We start from the raw sequence: 13,614 nt of genomic DNA, 5'->3' as shown, positions 1-13,614 counted from the left end.
GATCTCCGTCCGAAGCTGGAAGTGTTTCGTGTACGGGACTATTCAGCACGTCGATAATTTCTTACCGTGGTCGAATTTGTTTCGTCTGTGTAATCAAAACTTTCACCAGAGCACTGCTATCTTCGGCACATGGACGACGACCAGAAGGCGATAGCGACCGCAATCGGGGCTGCCGTGCGGACGGCGCGAAAAGAAGCCGGACTGACGTTGCGCGAGGTTGCCGTGAAGTCGGGCTTGTCCCAGCCCTTCCTGAGCCAGACCGAAAACGGCCACGCAGTACCCAGTGTCATGAACCTTCATCGCCTCGCGCAATCGCTCGGCACCACGGCGCACGCACTCTTGGCACAGGGTGAGCGAACTCCGTCCAGCCTCGTCCGCGCCGGCGAGGGGCGAACCTTCGAACTGGCACACGATTCGGTGATTCGATTCTGCTCCACCGGCTCACGGACCATGGAACCCAACGAGATCACGGCAGCACCTCATTCCGAGGCAGGTGAGCACACCGAGCACGCCGGCGAAGAGTTCATTCATGTTCTCGAAGGATCTGTCGAGGTCGAGGTGGGACTGGACGAGCATCACGTTCTCCACGTAGGCGACACCCTCCTCTACACCTCGACCATCCCGCACCGGTGGTTCAATCGCACCGATGCGGTCGCGAGGTTCCTCATCGTGAGTTCGCCGCCCTCGTTCTAGATGCGCGGCTGTAGTTCCACACCACAAACCCCGGCTCACGGCTTACCCTGACAGCGTGACCATGTGGCCGGAACTTGCGCGCGAAATCGCCGATACCGTTCTGTTTCCCGTCGCCGACAGCGTCGACGCCGACGGAGAAATCCCCAGCAGCCATTTCGACGCGCTCGCCGCCGACGGCTTCTACGGCATCGCTGCCCTCGGTGAGGGTGGCCCCAGCAGCGAAGAACTGGTCGAGGTCCTCGAAACCTTGTGCGGCGGTTGCCTCGCGACGACGTTCACCTGGATGCAGCATCACGGCGTCGTCGGAGCCCTGGCGGCGAGTCCCAATGCACCTCTGCGCGAACAATACTGGGACGGTCTGGTTTCCGGCACGATTCGCGGTGGGGTTGCCTATGCCGGCGCCATCCCCCGCCCACCGCTCCTGTGGGCGAAGCGGGTGAACGACGGCTACGTCCTCGACGGGATCGCACCCTTCGTCACCGGTTGGGGCATCGTCGATGTTCTCTTGGTGTCGGCGCGCGACGAGTTCGACAATTCCATCGTTCATTCCGTCGTACCGGTGGGCGAGGCCCCGGGTCTGACGATCGAGGAGCTTCCACTGATCGCGGCGCGCGGGAGCAACACCGTCCGAATCGTGTTCGACGCTTTCGAAATTCCCGATACCGACGTCTGTGCTGTCGTCAGCGACGAACAATTCCAGAGCACCCAGCTCCCCGGCTTGTGGCTCAACGGCGCGATGGCCATGGGCATCACCCGCCGTGCTGTCACCGAACTCGCGGATCTGGGAGTCGACACCGACGCGTTCGAGGAACAAGCCACCCGGGCGCGCGCCGATCTCGATGCAGCACTGCGCGACGGCGGCGACATGTCGGCCGCCCGCGCCCGAGCGTCGGAACTTGCGATACGCGCGTCGGCCGCACTCGTGACTGCGACCGGAAGCCGCGCTCTGGTCGGCAGCAACACCCCCGAGCGGCTCATGCGTGAAGCCACCTTCACTCTTGTCGCGGCTGGTCGCCCGGAGATCAAAACGGCTCTCGTGGAACGACTCACCGGATACTGAGTACGCAAGGTTGTACTCGATTACGCTGGGATTCATGACCAGTGGAGAACCAGTACTCATCCCGGCCGGAACCGTGTTCACGGCGGAGGACCTGACGTTCTATGCCGATCGTGACTCCCGCAGTCTCGACGACGCCATCGCCGACGCCGACCTTCTTGTCAGTTGCCCACACTCGGGTTCCGCGATTCCAGCAGAACTCTCACGCTTTCTCGCACCCGAGTTCACACAGCGGCTGCAGTTCGACTTCACCGACATGTCCACCAGTCCCATCGTGCGCCGTTGGGCCGAAATCGATTCGCGCATTGTGTACGTCGAGAATCCGCACCCTCGCATGATTCGCGATCCCAACCGTGCGAAGCCCGAAAACCTGGAAGCGTCACTGCGCGAGGCCTTCGCCCGCGTCCACGAGGCCGGTGCCGGCAACAAAGCGGACCTCGCCGGTGTCGACGCAGTTCGCCCTGTCACCTTCTCGTTCTACCCCCTGCTGCTCGAGCCTACCGACGACGCGGGTTGGAAGGACCTCGCCGAGACCTTCACCGAGACAGCTGAACACGGTTTGGGCGTCTACGAGAGAACTCGCGACGCACTGATCGAAGCCATGGTGGCGAAGAGCTTCGAACTCGGTCGATCGTTCACGACCTTGTCGTTCCACGACACGATGAACCACACCACCCGGCAGGACGGCGCCGTCAATGTCGAACGGCCGGAAGCAGATCGGCTCCCCGACGTCGTCGCGCTCTCCAATCGTGGCGACCACGACGGCAATCGACGCGGCGACAATCCCGTGACGATGGATCCGGAGCTCATACGCACACTTGCGATCTCACATCGCAAGGGATTTCAGGTCGATGATCCGGATGCCGTCGCTCTCAATCAGCCGTACCTCGGCAGTTTCGAAATCATTCGAGCCGGAGCCAGATTCGCCGAATTGAGCGCCCGCGCCGCCGAAGCCGGGATCACGTTGAGCGCGGTTCAGGCCGAATTCAAACGAGAATTCCTACTGGGAGACGAACTGGCCGCCTACATCATGGAACCCGGCGTCGACTGGCCGACACCCGACGCCGAACGGGTGGACCAGCTCGCCCACGCGTGCAAGGCGAGCTGGGACCACTACCGCAACAGCTGACTCAGCGCTGTCACTCAGGGCTGACTCAGCCGCAATACTCAACCGAGCACCACTCCGAACAACGCGCCGGCCGCAATCGTCGTGACGGCCAAGATGATGGTCGGCAGGAAGAACGAGTGGTCGACGAGCTTGGAACCGAGCTTCGTGCTGCCCGAGAGGTCGAAGTTCGCAGCCGCGATCTGCGAACCGTTTGTCGGCAACAGATAGACGCCGGCAAACGCTCCGGCCCACATTCCGCTCACCAGACCGGGTGCAATCCCGGCAGCGAGACCGATCGGCACGATGGTCCTCGTAGCGGTCGACTGACTGGTCGTCAGTACACAGACCAGGAAGACACCGAGCGCGAAGATCCACGGCGCGGCGTTGACCCAGTCGCCGACGGTGCTCGTGATCAGCTCGGAATGGGCGCTGATGAACGTGTCCGTCAGCCATGCCAGACCGAACAGCGCGATGGCCGAGACCATACCGGCACGGAACACCGTCGACGACGGCACGTCGGCGACATTCGGGCGGCACACCAGCAGGATCAACGTACCCACGACGAACATCAGCATTTCGATGATCGGTGTCATCCCCATCGGAGTACCGTCGGCAGCTTCGGGACGAATCCCCTTGAACAGGCCGAAGATCACGATAGCCAGGACGCCGGCCAGGAAGATCAGTGCCGCGTTTCGTCCGGTCTTCGTCGAGACGAGTTCGGTCTTGGAAGCTGCACCAGGTCCGGCCAATTCGCCCGACTTCATCTTCGCCTGTATCTCCGGGTCGTCGTCGAGATCTTTGCCGAGTCGGTTGACCGCGATTGAGGAAAGGACGATGCCGACAACAGCAGCCGGGAAGGTGATCTTGATGATGTCGATGAGTTCGAAATCGTAGGGCGGCACGTCGGTCAGCGTGACCATTGCCGCCATTGCCGCGGACACCGGACTACACGCCAGCGCCACACCGGTCGAGACAACTGACAGCGACAGCGGTCGTGACGGCCGCACACCGTTCTTGTACGAGACGTCGTAGATGACGGGGAGCAGCGGGTAGAGGATGTTGGACGTGCCGGCACCGACCGAGAACAGGAATGACACCAACGGCGCGATCAGCGTGATCTGTTTCGGGCGAGATTCGATCAACTTGGCCGCGATGGTGACCATCCAATCGATACCACCGGCCGCCTGCATCATCGACGACGCGAGGACGACGGACAGGACGATGAGGAGAGCGTCGACCGGCGGACTGCCGACGTCCTCTCCGAAGACGAACACGAGGACGGCAACACCTGCGCCGCCCCACAGACCGAGAGCGACACCGCTCGATCTGGTACCCATGACAATCGCCCCGAGCACTACCGCCAGCTCGAGGACAATCTTGACTGCTTCCATCAGGCACTCGCCTTCTCGATAACAAGAGAATCGCTATAACAGGGCAAATAGTATGCTCTGCGCTTCGGCTGCAGGCACGAACACGCTGTCGGTGGGAAGGGGCAATATGGTGGTCGTGACCAACGTCCTCGGTAGGTTCTCGCCCGCCACACGCGAGTGGTTCGGCGGCGCTTTCAGCGCTCCGACTGCTGCGCAGCTCGGCGCCTGGGAATCCATCGCGAGTGGCTCTCACACACTTGTCGTCGCACCCACCGGCTCCGGCAAGACATTGTCGGCGTTCCTGTGGGCCCTCGATCAACTCGCCGCCAAGGACGAAGGCGAACGCGCCACCAAAGTCCTCTACATTTCGCCGCTCAAAGCGCTGGGTGTGGACGTCGAGCGGAACCTTCGCGCGCCGCTGGTCGGCATCACGCAGACGGCGAAGCGTCTAGGCCTCACTCCGCCCGAGATCACCGTCGGTGTCCGTTCCGGTGATACGTCCCAGGCCGATCGGCGCTCGTTGATCAAACGACCCCCGGACATCCTGATCACCACGCCTGAGTCGTTGTTCCTGATGCTCACCTCCGCTGCCCGGGAAACACTGGTCGGTGTCGACACCGTGATCGTCGACGAGGTTCACGCGGTGGCGGGCACCAAGCGCGGCTCTCACCTCGCGCTCTCACTGGAACGCCTGGACGGCTTGCTCGAGCGTCCGGCGCAACGCATCGGATTGTCGGCCACTGTCCGTCCGCACGAGGAGATCGGGCGGTTCCTCGCCGGTTCGGCACCCATCCGGATCGTGGCACCGCCTGCCGCCAAGACCTTCGACCTCACGGTCCGTGTTCCCGTCGAGGACATGACCGAACTGGGGATCGCGACGCCGGACGACGGTTCCGAATCTCCCACCCCGCAAGCCGGTTCGATCTGGCCCCACGTCGAGGAACAGATCGTCGACCTCGTTCTCGACCACCGATCGTCCATCGTGTTCGCCAACTCTCGCCGCCTCGCCGAACGATTGACAGCCAGGCTCAACGAGATTCATGCAGAACGCATCGGTCTGGCCGTCGAGAAAACATCTCGCCCGCCCGCGCAGATCGGGGCTCCCACCGAGGTCAACTACGGCGCAGAACCCCTCCTTGCTCGCGCCCACCACGGATCGGTCAGCAAAGACCAGCGAGCCCTCATCGAAGACGACCTCAAATCGGGTCGATTGCGATGCGTCGTCGCCACCAGCAGTCTCGAACTCGGAATCGACATGGGCGCCGTCGACTTGGTCATCCAGGTGGAGGCACCGCCTTCGGTTGCCAGCGGCCTGCAACGTGTCGGCCGCGCCGGCCACCAGGTCGGTGAGATATCGCGAGGCGTCGTCTTCCCCAAGCATCGCACCGACCTGATTCATTGCGCGGTGACGGTCGAGCGCATGGTCGAAGGCAAGATCGAAGCGATGGCCGTTCCGGCCAATCCCCTCGACATCCTCGCTCAGCAAACTGTTGCGGCCACCGCTCTCGAACCGATCGACGTCGACGACTGGTTCGAGACCGTGCGCCGAAGCGGTTCCTTTGCAACGCTTCCCCGTTCGGCGTACGAATCGACTCTGGACTTGCTGGCGGGGCGGTACCCCTCGGACGAGTTCGCCGAATTACGTCCTCGCCTTGTCTGGGATCGTGAGTCCAACACGCTCACGGGCCGCCCGGGTTCGCAGCGTTTGGCCGTCACTTCCGGCGGCGCAATCCCCGACCGCGGCCTCTTCACCGTCTACATGGTTGGCGAGAAAGCGTCCCGCGTCGGCGAACTCGACGAGGAAATGGTCTACGAATCCCGGGTCGGCGACGTCTTCGCGCTCGGCGCCACCAGTTGGCGGATCGAGGAGATCACCTTCGATCGGGTTCTGGTCAGCCCCGCCTACGGCATGCCGGGTCGTTTGCCCTTCTGGCACGGCGACGGACTCGGTCGCCCCGCCGAACTCGGACAGGCGTTGGGGCAGTTCGTCCGCGAAACGGCTCTCGGCAACGAAGCCGACGTCGTCGAGCGTTGCCGCGTGGGCGGGCTCGATCACAACGCGACTACCAACCTGATCCAACTCGTCGGTGAGCAGAAGAATGCCACCGGGCAGGTGCCGTCGGATCGAACCCTGGTGGTCGAACGCTTCCGCGACGAACTCGGTGACTGGCGTCTGGTGCTGCATTCCCCGTACGGCCAACGGGTTCACGCACCGTGGGCCCTCGCCATCGGGGCGCGCCTGCAGGAACGATACGGCGTCGATTCCAGTCCGACGGCCTCCGACGACGGCATCATCATCCGTCTCCCCGACACCGAGAACGAACCTCCCGGCGCCGAACTGTTCACCTTCGACGTCGAGGACATCGAAGATCTGGTCACCCAAGAGGTGGGCGGCTCCGCGCTCTTCGCTTCCCGATTCCGCGAATGTGCCGCCCGCGCACTGCTTCTCCCCCGCCGCAATCCCGGAAAACGTGCACCACTGTGGCAGCAGCGTCAGCGGTCGGCGCAACTGCTGGACGTCGCCCGCAAGTTCCCGACCTTCCCGATCCTGCTCGAGACCGTACGCGAGTGCTTGCAGGACGTTTACGACCTGCCTGCACTGAAGGAATTGTTCGGCAAGATCGAGAAAAGGCAGATTCGAATCGTCGAGGTGGAGACGGCCTCTCCGTCTCCGTTCGCCAGTGCGCTCCTGTTCAACTACGTGGGTGCGTTCATGTACGAGGGCGACAGCCCCCTCGCCGAGCGACGCGCCGCCGCTTTGTCCTTGGACTCCACGCTGTTGGCCGAACTCCTCGGCCGCGTCGAACTGCGCGAGCTCCTCGACGCCGGAGTGATCGAGCAGGCCGAACGTGAACTGCAACGGCTCGTCCCTGACCGAAAGGCCAAGGACCTCGAGGGTGTTGCCGACCTCCTCCGCATGCTCGGCCCGCTGACCACCGAAGAAGTCACCGAACGCTGTCTCGAGGACCCGGTCTCATGGCTCGAGAAGTTGGTTACGGACAAACGCGCCCTCCACGTCTCGTATGCGGGCGAGAGCTGGTGGACCGTCGTCGAAGATGCAGCGCGGCTTCGCGATGGACTCGGCGTTCCCCTACCCATCGGCGTTCCGGCCGCGTTCATCGAGCCGGTCGATCAACCACTCGACGACCTCCTGAGCCGGTACGCCCGCACCCACGGTCCCTTCACTCTCGCCGACGCGGCTGCACGCTTCGGTCTCGGAGTATCAGTCGCGCGTGACGTTCTCGGTCGGCTCGCGCTCGAAAAGCGGGTCCTGGAAGGTGAATTCCGCCCGTCTGCAACCGGGAGCGAATGGTGCGACGCCGAGGTCCTGCGTCGCTTGCGGCGTCGCTCGCTCGCCGCGGCACGGCAGGAGGTCGAGCCGGTCAGCACCGCGACCCTCGGGCGATTCCTTCCCAGTTGGCAGCACGTGGGCGGCACGCTGCGAGGAATCGACGGTGTTGCAACGGTGGTCGATCAACTTGCCGGCGTTCCGATTCCGGCGTCCGCTCTCGAATCGTTGATCCTGCCGAGCCGAGTTGCCGACTACTCTCCCGCGATGTTGGACGAACTCACGTCGACGGGTGAAGTCCTGTGGTCCGGATCGGGAGCTATCTCGGGCAAGGACGGGTGGGTAGTGCTGCACCCCGCCGACCTGGCACCGATCACGCTCAATTCACCCGCCGACACCGACGTCTCGGAACTGCAGAAGCGCATCCTCGACCTGCTGTCCGGCGGCGGTGCCTACTTCTTCCGCCAGTTGGTCGACGCGTTGCGAACTACGGAGTCGGCTGCGGACACGGTCGACAGTGCGGTGACGACGGCGCTGTGGGAGTTGGTGTGGCTCGGACACATCGGTAACGACACCGTTGCACCGCTGCGCGCACTTCTCTCCGACACCACCAGAACAACAACCAGTCACCGATCACCTCGCCGTGTTCCGCGGGCCCGTCCGTACCGCGGAATGGCCCGCGCTTCCACGCCCGCGCGCACGGGACCGGCAACTGCCTCCGGTCGGTGGTTCCAGCTGCCAGGTATCGAACCTGACCCCACTATCCGGGCGCACGCCACGGCTGATCTGCTGCTCGAACGATACGGCGTCGTCACCCGCGGTTCGGTGATGAGCGAGAACGTGCCGGGCGGTTTCGCGTTGATCTACAAGGTACTGAGCACGTTCGAGGACAACGGGCGCGCTCGACGCGGATACTTCGTGGACACCCTGGGCGGCGCTCAATTCTCCACGCCTCCCGTGGTGGACCGCTTGCGGACGTTCGGTGATTCCATCGAGGGGCGCCACACCTCCTCGGCTGCAGTCACTCTCGCGGCGTGCGACCCGGCAAACCCGTACGGCGCGGCGCTGCCGTGGCCGGCGTCGGGGGGCGAAGAGTCACCAGGACACCGACCCGGACGAAAAGCCGGCGCACTGGTAGTTCTGGTGGAGGGTGAGTTGGTTCTGTTCGTCGAGCGCGGCGGTCGCACGATCCTGACATTCACCGACGACGGCGGAACGTTGCGCCTGGCAGCACTGTCACTTGCTCAGAAGGTGACTTCTCGCGCCATCGACAAGTTGGTAGTGGAGAAGGTCGACGGAGAGACCATCCACGGCAACGATTTTGCTCCGGTCCTGGTCGAAGCCGGCTTCGCGGCCACCCCTCGCGGATTCCGGTTGCGGTCATGAGGATTGGGGTCATGATGATTGAGATCGTGGAAGTTGAGATCCTGAAGTGTGGGTGCGGCGACCATGCCTGAGGGCGATACCGTGTGGCGGGCCGCCAATGAACTGCGCGCTGCCCTGGCCGAGAAGGTACTCACCACCTGCGACGTCCGCGTTCCTCGTTACGCCACGGTTGATCTCTCGGGCCACCGCGTGGATTCCGTCGCCAGCCGCGGAAAACATCTCCTGATCCGAGTGGGCGAAGCGTCCATTCACACGCATCTGAAGATGGAAGGTCAGTGGCAGATTTATCGCCCCGGCGAGCGCTGGCGCCGACCCGCCCATCAAGCGCGCATCATCTTGGCCACCGAAGACTCTGTAGCAGTTGGCTTTTCACTGGGAATCACCGAGATCCTCGAACTCGGGCAGGAACAGGAGGCCGTCGGACATCTCGGACCGGATCTGCTCGGGACCGATTGGGACAGTTCCGTGGCCGCCCGAAATCTACGGGCCGCCGACTCCGTACCGATCGGAATCGCGCTCCTGGATCAGCGGGTGATGGCCGGACTGGGCAACGTGTACCGAAACGAGATCTGCTTCCTACGAGGTATTCACCCGAAAACGCCGACACATCTCGCGGGGAATCTCGACGCGATAGTGGATCTGTCTTTTCGCACCATCAACGTCAACAAGTCACGTCGCATCCGGGTCACCACCGGCGACACCCGCCCCGGTAGGCAGACATGGGTGTACGGCAGACGCGGAAAACCATGCCGCCGTTGCGGAACTCGCATCAGAGAAGACACCCTCGGACCGGATCAGCTCACCGAGCGAAATATCTTCTTCTGCCCGGCCTGCCAGCCCTTCACGCCTGATTGGCGTTGATCAGCAGCCTGACGCAGTGGCGGACAAATCGATCACGGTCCACGACGATCGTGCCGTCCAGATAACCGATGAACAGTGTGAACAACGCCCCGACCAGTCCGACTGCCACCAGTTGCTTGTCCACGGGATCAGCGATCTCGGACAACTGGTCGTACACCAGGTCGACGAACGCCGGCATCGATTCGATACCGCGGCCGCTCAGGACGGGTTCCGAGAGCGGGGCGATCAGGAGCACTCTCCCCATCGCCGGATCGTCGACCATCAGCTTGACGAAAGCGTCGACCGCAGCGGTGGCGACGGCCTCGGATGTCGTCTCCGACTCCACTGCCGACGCAAGCGCCGACTGCGCGCGCTCGGCGACAAACGTGTGGACCGCGACAACGTACTGATCGCGATCGGTGAAGCTTTCGTAGAAGTACCGCTCGGTCAGACCGGCAGCCTTGCAGACCGCACGCACGTTGACGGCCGGACCGTCGACCGCACCGAGCAGTGTCACTCCGACGTCGAACAACGTCGCCTTTCGAGTGGCCCTGCGTTCTTCGATGCTCACAACTTCCCCACTTCGCCGACACTTGATCTTCAATGCACCCGGTATTCGATCCTTGACTACCGCTGTTGTCGATCCTAATCTGACAACATGCGTAGTCAACTTGACGACAGCAGCACCCCGGTTCCCCTCGGTCCGGATTCCCTGACGTGGAAGTATTTCGGCGACTGGCGCGGGATGCTGCAAGGCGTCTGGGCCGGTTCGATGCAGAACATGCACCCCGGCCTCGGCGCCGGAGTCGAGGAGCATTCGCAATTCTTCGACGAGCGGTGGGAACGGCTGTACCGCTCGCTGTATCCCATTGCAGGCGTGGTCTTCGACGGCGATCGCGCGCAGCAGACAGCCGAAGAAGTCCGCGGCTATCACACACGAATCAAGGGCGTCGACAAGTTGGGGCGTCGGTATCACGCACTTGATCCCGACACTTTCTACTGGGCGCACGCAACATTCTTCATGGGCACCATCGTCACTGCCGAGAACTTCTCCGGTGGCTTGACCGAGGCCCAGAAACGTCAGCTCTTCACCGAGCACATTCAGTGGTACCGCCTGTACGGGATGAGCATGCGCCCTGTTCCCGAGACCTGGGAAGCATTTCAGGAGTACTGGGACCACATGTGCCGCAACGTACTCGAAGACAACAAGGCGACCCGCGACGTCCTCGACCTGTCGGGACTCGGCAAGCCCCCGTACATGACGTGGCTACCCGATCCGTTGTGGCGGCTCGCCCGAATCCCCCTCGCCCGCGGATTCGTGTGGCTGACGGTCGGAATGTACGACCAACCGGTTCGAGACCTACTCGGCTACTCGTGGACCAGTCGCGATCAGAAAATTCACAACGCTGTCGGCCGCACCGTCAACGCCGTCTTCCGTCTGGTGCCGTGGCGATACCGGTATCAGCCACGTGCTCGCGCGGGATGGGATCGAGCTGACGGCCGAATCCCCGCCGATGCACCACTGGTCCACACACCGGCGCGCAACCTGCCCCCGCTCGAGCAGCGAGATAACCCGATGCACTACAGCCCCAGGGTCTGATCTGCCATGCTCTGAACATGGAGTGGGACCTGCGAACCCTGCTGAACCGTCCGATCACGTCTCACGGTGCGCCGCTGGGACAAGAACGTGTGGCGGCGAGGACCACCGCGTACATCTACGGCAACATTCTTGTCCTCGCCGCACTCATACCGGTGACGAAATCTCAGGAATCGCTCGGCGCCGCGATTGTGGTCGGCACGGCATTGTCGACATACATCGCCCACACATTTGCCGAGGGAGTCGGCGAGAGCATTCGCAACGATCGCCGACTGACGACCGCGGAGAGAATCGACTCTCTTCGCGATTCCGTCCCGATCCTCACCTCTGCGGTTGTTCCTGTCGTCATTCTCGCGACGGCGTGGTTCAACTTCCTGGAGCCACGGACGGCGCAGTTGATCGCGGAAATCGTCTTGATCCTGCGGATCGGTTCCACCAGTTACGTGATCAGCCGACTGCACGGCGAGAAAGTCAGTACGAACACACATCTGGCAGCCTTCGGCCTCGCTGCCGTCGCCACCCTCATAGTCGGCTTGAAGATAGTGCTCACTCATTGACGAGCCACAAGTGCAAAAGAAGTCAGACCGGTCGTATATAACTAAGACGGGCAATTCGCAGAAACCTAACAATCGGTAATTTCGATGTGCGGTGATCGACGACTAACTCGGCCCACTTCTATCAAGTAGGCAGAGGAGCAGCCCGCAATGACAACACCACAGTCGCCGTATCCCTGGAACAACGACCCCAACCACACGACACCTCTCCCTCCGCCCCCTCCTCCGCCGCCGGGCATCACACCCGGTCAGGCTCCGTACTCGGGACATCAGCCTGCTTACACCCCGCCCCGGCCCCCATACGGTCAAGGCACTGGATATTCGCCGATGCCTCCCCGCCCGCCGAAATCGTATGCATGGCTGTGGGTCCTACTGGGAGTTGTCACAGTCGCACTCGTCGCCGTCGTGGTCTACGTATGGGTTCTCCCTCTCGTCTTGAACAACAATTCCGACGAGAACACCGCACGCACGGAAACCGTGGTGATCACCTCACCTGCGGCCGCGCCGCAGAACGGCGTCGTCACACCCGCGCCCAACGAGTCGGTCCCTGCCAGCGCAGCGCGTTGTGGATCGGTGTTCTCGAACAACGAATTCACGACGTCCGCCGTCGGCACCAGCGTGACGTCCTGTGAGTTCGCCGAAGAAGTGCGCTACCAGTACGTGAGCCAGGGTCGACGCGGCGGCCCGGTCTCCATCAGCGCGGTCAGTCCGGTCACGGGAACTCGGTACTCGATGAACTGCGCCGGCAACAAAGTCGTCACGTGTACCGGCGGAAACAACGCGGTGGTCTATGTCTATTGAGCAGTGCGTCGAGGCTCGTAGCGGGACGCGCCGACGACTCCTGGCGGTTGCACTCGCCACTGCTTCTGCAGCAGCCCTCGCGGGCTGCACGATTCCGACGCGAGACGAGTCGTCGGAGAAGGTCGAGACGATCACCGAGATCGTCGTCGTTCCACCGGAGCCGACAGAGACTCCTGCCGCCCCGGGCAACGGTGTCGGCCCGCTCGCCGGATTCGAGGCCCTGGGCAACACCCTCGGCGGCGCCGTGGGTATCGCACTCGTGCCCGTCGGCGGAGGTCAGTCACTCGTTGCCGGCGAGTGGCAGAACGGAGTCGCCTGGTCCACCATCAAAGTCCCACTGTCCATCGCAGCCCTCCACGAACCCGACAACACAGAACTCACAACGGTCAAGCAGGCGATCACCACCTCCGACAACGAATCAGCCGAAGAACTGTGGCGAGGCCTCGGCGATCCGACCACTGCCGCAGCGAAGGTCGAGTCAGTCCTCGTGGCCTCCGGCGATATGTCCACCACCGTGGAATCACGCACGCTACGACCAGAATTCAGCTCGTTCGGTCAAACACAATGGCCACTTGCCGTCCAAGCGCAATTCGCCGCCACCCTGCCATGCCGGAGCGACGCCACCGAAGTCTTCGGGCTCATGGGCAGCATCAGCCCCGACCAACAGTGGGGCCTGGGAGTGATCCCAGCCGCTCGATTCAAAGGTGGGTGGGGGCCGGACGACGACGGCGGCTATCTGGTCCGCCAATTCGGGATCATCAGCAGCGGCACCGGACAACTCGCTGTCGCCATCGCAGCCAAGCCGGACTCGGGCACTTTCGCCGACGGTACTGCGATGCTCAGCGACATCGGCCGCTGGGTAGGCGAACGAGCGCAGGCTTTACCCATCGGCGGCACCTGCCACCCGAGCTGAAGTACT

The 13,614-nt window shown here is 63.1% G+C and carries 11 protein-coding genes; 9 read left to right on the top strand and 2 right to left on the bottom strand.

The window, feature by feature from the left end:
• Positions 1-129: 129 nt before the first annotated feature.
• The 3 genes from AOT96_RS20870 to AOT96_RS20860 are packed head-to-tail and all read left to right on the top strand — an operon-like array spanning position 130 to position 2,879.
• Positions 130-693 (top strand): helix-turn-helix domain-containing protein, encoded by a 564-nt coding sequence (locus tag AOT96_RS20870; RefSeq protein WP_007727247.1) that lies wholly within the window; start codon positions 130-132, stop codon positions 691-693.
• Positions 694-748: 55 nt separating this feature from the next.
• Positions 749-1,753: an acyl-CoA dehydrogenase family protein gene (locus tag AOT96_RS20865; protein ID WP_083197652.1), complete on the top strand. Its 1,005-nt coding sequence runs from the start codon at positions 749-751 to the stop codon at positions 1,751-1,753.
• A 34-nt stretch (positions 1,754-1,787) separates the two neighbouring features.
• The gene (locus tag AOT96_RS20860; protein ID WP_047271740.1) at positions 1,788-2,879 is read left to right on the top strand and encodes an N-formylglutamate amidohydrolase; all 1,092 of its coding nucleotides are present in this window, start codon (positions 1,788-1,790) and stop codon (positions 2,877-2,879) included.
• Positions 2,880-2,917: 38 nt separating this feature from the next.
• Here AOT96_RS20860 and AOT96_RS20855 read toward each other — a convergent pair whose 3' ends face one another.
• Entirely contained in the window at positions 2,918-4,249 is a 1,332-nt protein-coding gene (locus tag AOT96_RS20855) for an anaerobic C4-dicarboxylate transporter family protein (RefSeq protein ID WP_003940851.1), read from the bottom strand.
• Positions 4,250-4,355: 106 nt separating this feature from the next.
• On the opposite strand from AOT96_RS20855, the gene AOT96_RS20850 reads away from it, so the two are divergent.
• Both AOT96_RS20850 and AOT96_RS20845 read left to right on the top strand, forming a co-directional pair.
• Positions 4,356-8,903: an ATP-dependent helicase gene (locus AOT96_RS20850; protein ID WP_042449813.1), complete on the top strand. Its 4,548-nt coding sequence runs from the start codon at positions 4,356-4,358 to the stop codon at positions 8,901-8,903.
• Between the two features lie 63 nt (positions 8,904-8,966).
• A complete protein-coding gene (locus AOT96_RS20845; RefSeq protein ID WP_064074959.1) occupies positions 8,967-9,764 on the top strand; it encodes a DNA-formamidopyrimidine glycosylase family protein in 798 nt (265 codons plus the stop codon).
• On the opposite strand, the gene AOT96_RS20840 is transcribed toward AOT96_RS20845, so the two are convergent.
• The gene (locus AOT96_RS20840; protein ID WP_007727263.1) at positions 9,745-10,314 is read right to left on the bottom strand and encodes a TetR/AcrR family transcriptional regulator; all 570 of its coding nucleotides are present in this window, start codon (positions 10,312-10,314) and stop codon (positions 9,745-9,747) included. The genes AOT96_RS20845 and AOT96_RS20840 overlap by 20 nt on opposite strands.
• Positions 10,315-10,401: 87 nt before the next feature.
• Here AOT96_RS20840 and AOT96_RS20835 point away from each other — a divergent pair, with 87 nt between their 5' ends.
• From AOT96_RS20835 to AOT96_RS20820, 4 genes are all read left to right on the top strand, one after another.
• Positions 10,402-11,343 (top strand): oxygenase MpaB family protein, encoded by a 942-nt coding sequence (locus AOT96_RS20835; protein ID WP_042449607.1) that lies wholly within the window; start codon positions 10,402-10,404, stop codon positions 11,341-11,343.
• Positions 11,344-11,360: 17 nt separating this feature from the next.
• On the top strand, positions 11,361-11,897 hold the full coding sequence (locus AOT96_RS20830) for a hypothetical protein (RefSeq protein ID WP_003940745.1): 537 nt from the start codon (positions 11,361-11,363) through the stop codon (positions 11,895-11,897).
• Positions 11,898-12,044: 147 nt separating this feature from the next.
• A complete protein-coding gene (locus AOT96_RS20825) occupies positions 12,045-12,695 on the top strand; it encodes a serine/threonine protein kinase (RefSeq protein WP_231917272.1) in 651 nt (216 codons plus the stop codon).
• Positions 12,685-13,608, top strand: a complete 924-nt coding sequence (locus AOT96_RS20820; RefSeq protein ID WP_156778957.1) for a hypothetical protein — start codon at positions 12,685-12,687, stop codon at positions 13,606-13,608. Before AOT96_RS20825 ends, AOT96_RS20820 begins: the two co-directional genes overlap by 11 nt.
• Positions 13,609-13,614 lie beyond the last annotated feature (6 nt).

Origin of the sequence: Rhodococcus sp. 008, assembly GCF_001682295.1 — a bacterium.
GTDB lineage: Bacteria > Actinomycetota > Actinomycetes > Mycobacteriales > Mycobacteriaceae > Rhodococcus_F > Rhodococcus_F qingshengii.
The sequence above is the reverse complement of the archived record's forward strand: the minus strand, read 5'-3'. Positions and strand labels throughout refer to the sequence as shown.

Bases quoted from the DNA above. Each gene is read 5' to 3' on its own strand.
- AOT96_RS20855 (WP_003940851.1), bottom strand. From the start codon at position 4,249: ATGGAAGCAGTCAAGATTGTCCTCGAGCTGGCGGTAGTGCTCGGGGCG.
- AOT96_RS20850 (WP_042449813.1), top strand. From the start codon at position 4,356: ATGGTGGTCGTGACCAACGTCCTCGGTAGGTTCTCGCCCGCCACACGC.
- AOT96_RS20830 (WP_003940745.1), top strand. From the start codon at position 11,361: ATGGAGTGGGACCTGCGAACCCTGCTGAACCGTCCGATCACGTCTCAC.
- AOT96_RS20845 (WP_064074959.1), top strand. From the start codon at position 8,967: ATGCCTGAGGGCGATACCGTGTGGCGGGCCGCCAATGAACTGCGCGCT.
- AOT96_RS20870 (WP_007727247.1), top strand. From the start codon at position 130: ATGGACGACGACCAGAAGGCGATAGCGACCGCAATCGGGGCTGCCGTG.
- AOT96_RS20835 (WP_042449607.1), top strand. From the start codon at position 10,402: ATGCGTAGTCAACTTGACGACAGCAGCACCCCGGTTCCCCTCGGTCCG.
- AOT96_RS20825 (WP_231917272.1), top strand. From the start codon at position 12,045: ATGACAACACCACAGTCGCCGTATCCCTGGAACAACGACCCCAACCAC.
- AOT96_RS20860 (WP_047271740.1), top strand. From the start codon at position 1,788: ATGACCAGTGGAGAACCAGTACTCATCCCGGCCGGAACCGTGTTCACG.
- AOT96_RS20820 (WP_156778957.1), top strand. From the start codon at position 12,685: ATGTCTATTGAGCAGTGCGTCGAGGCTCGTAGCGGGACGCGCCGACGA.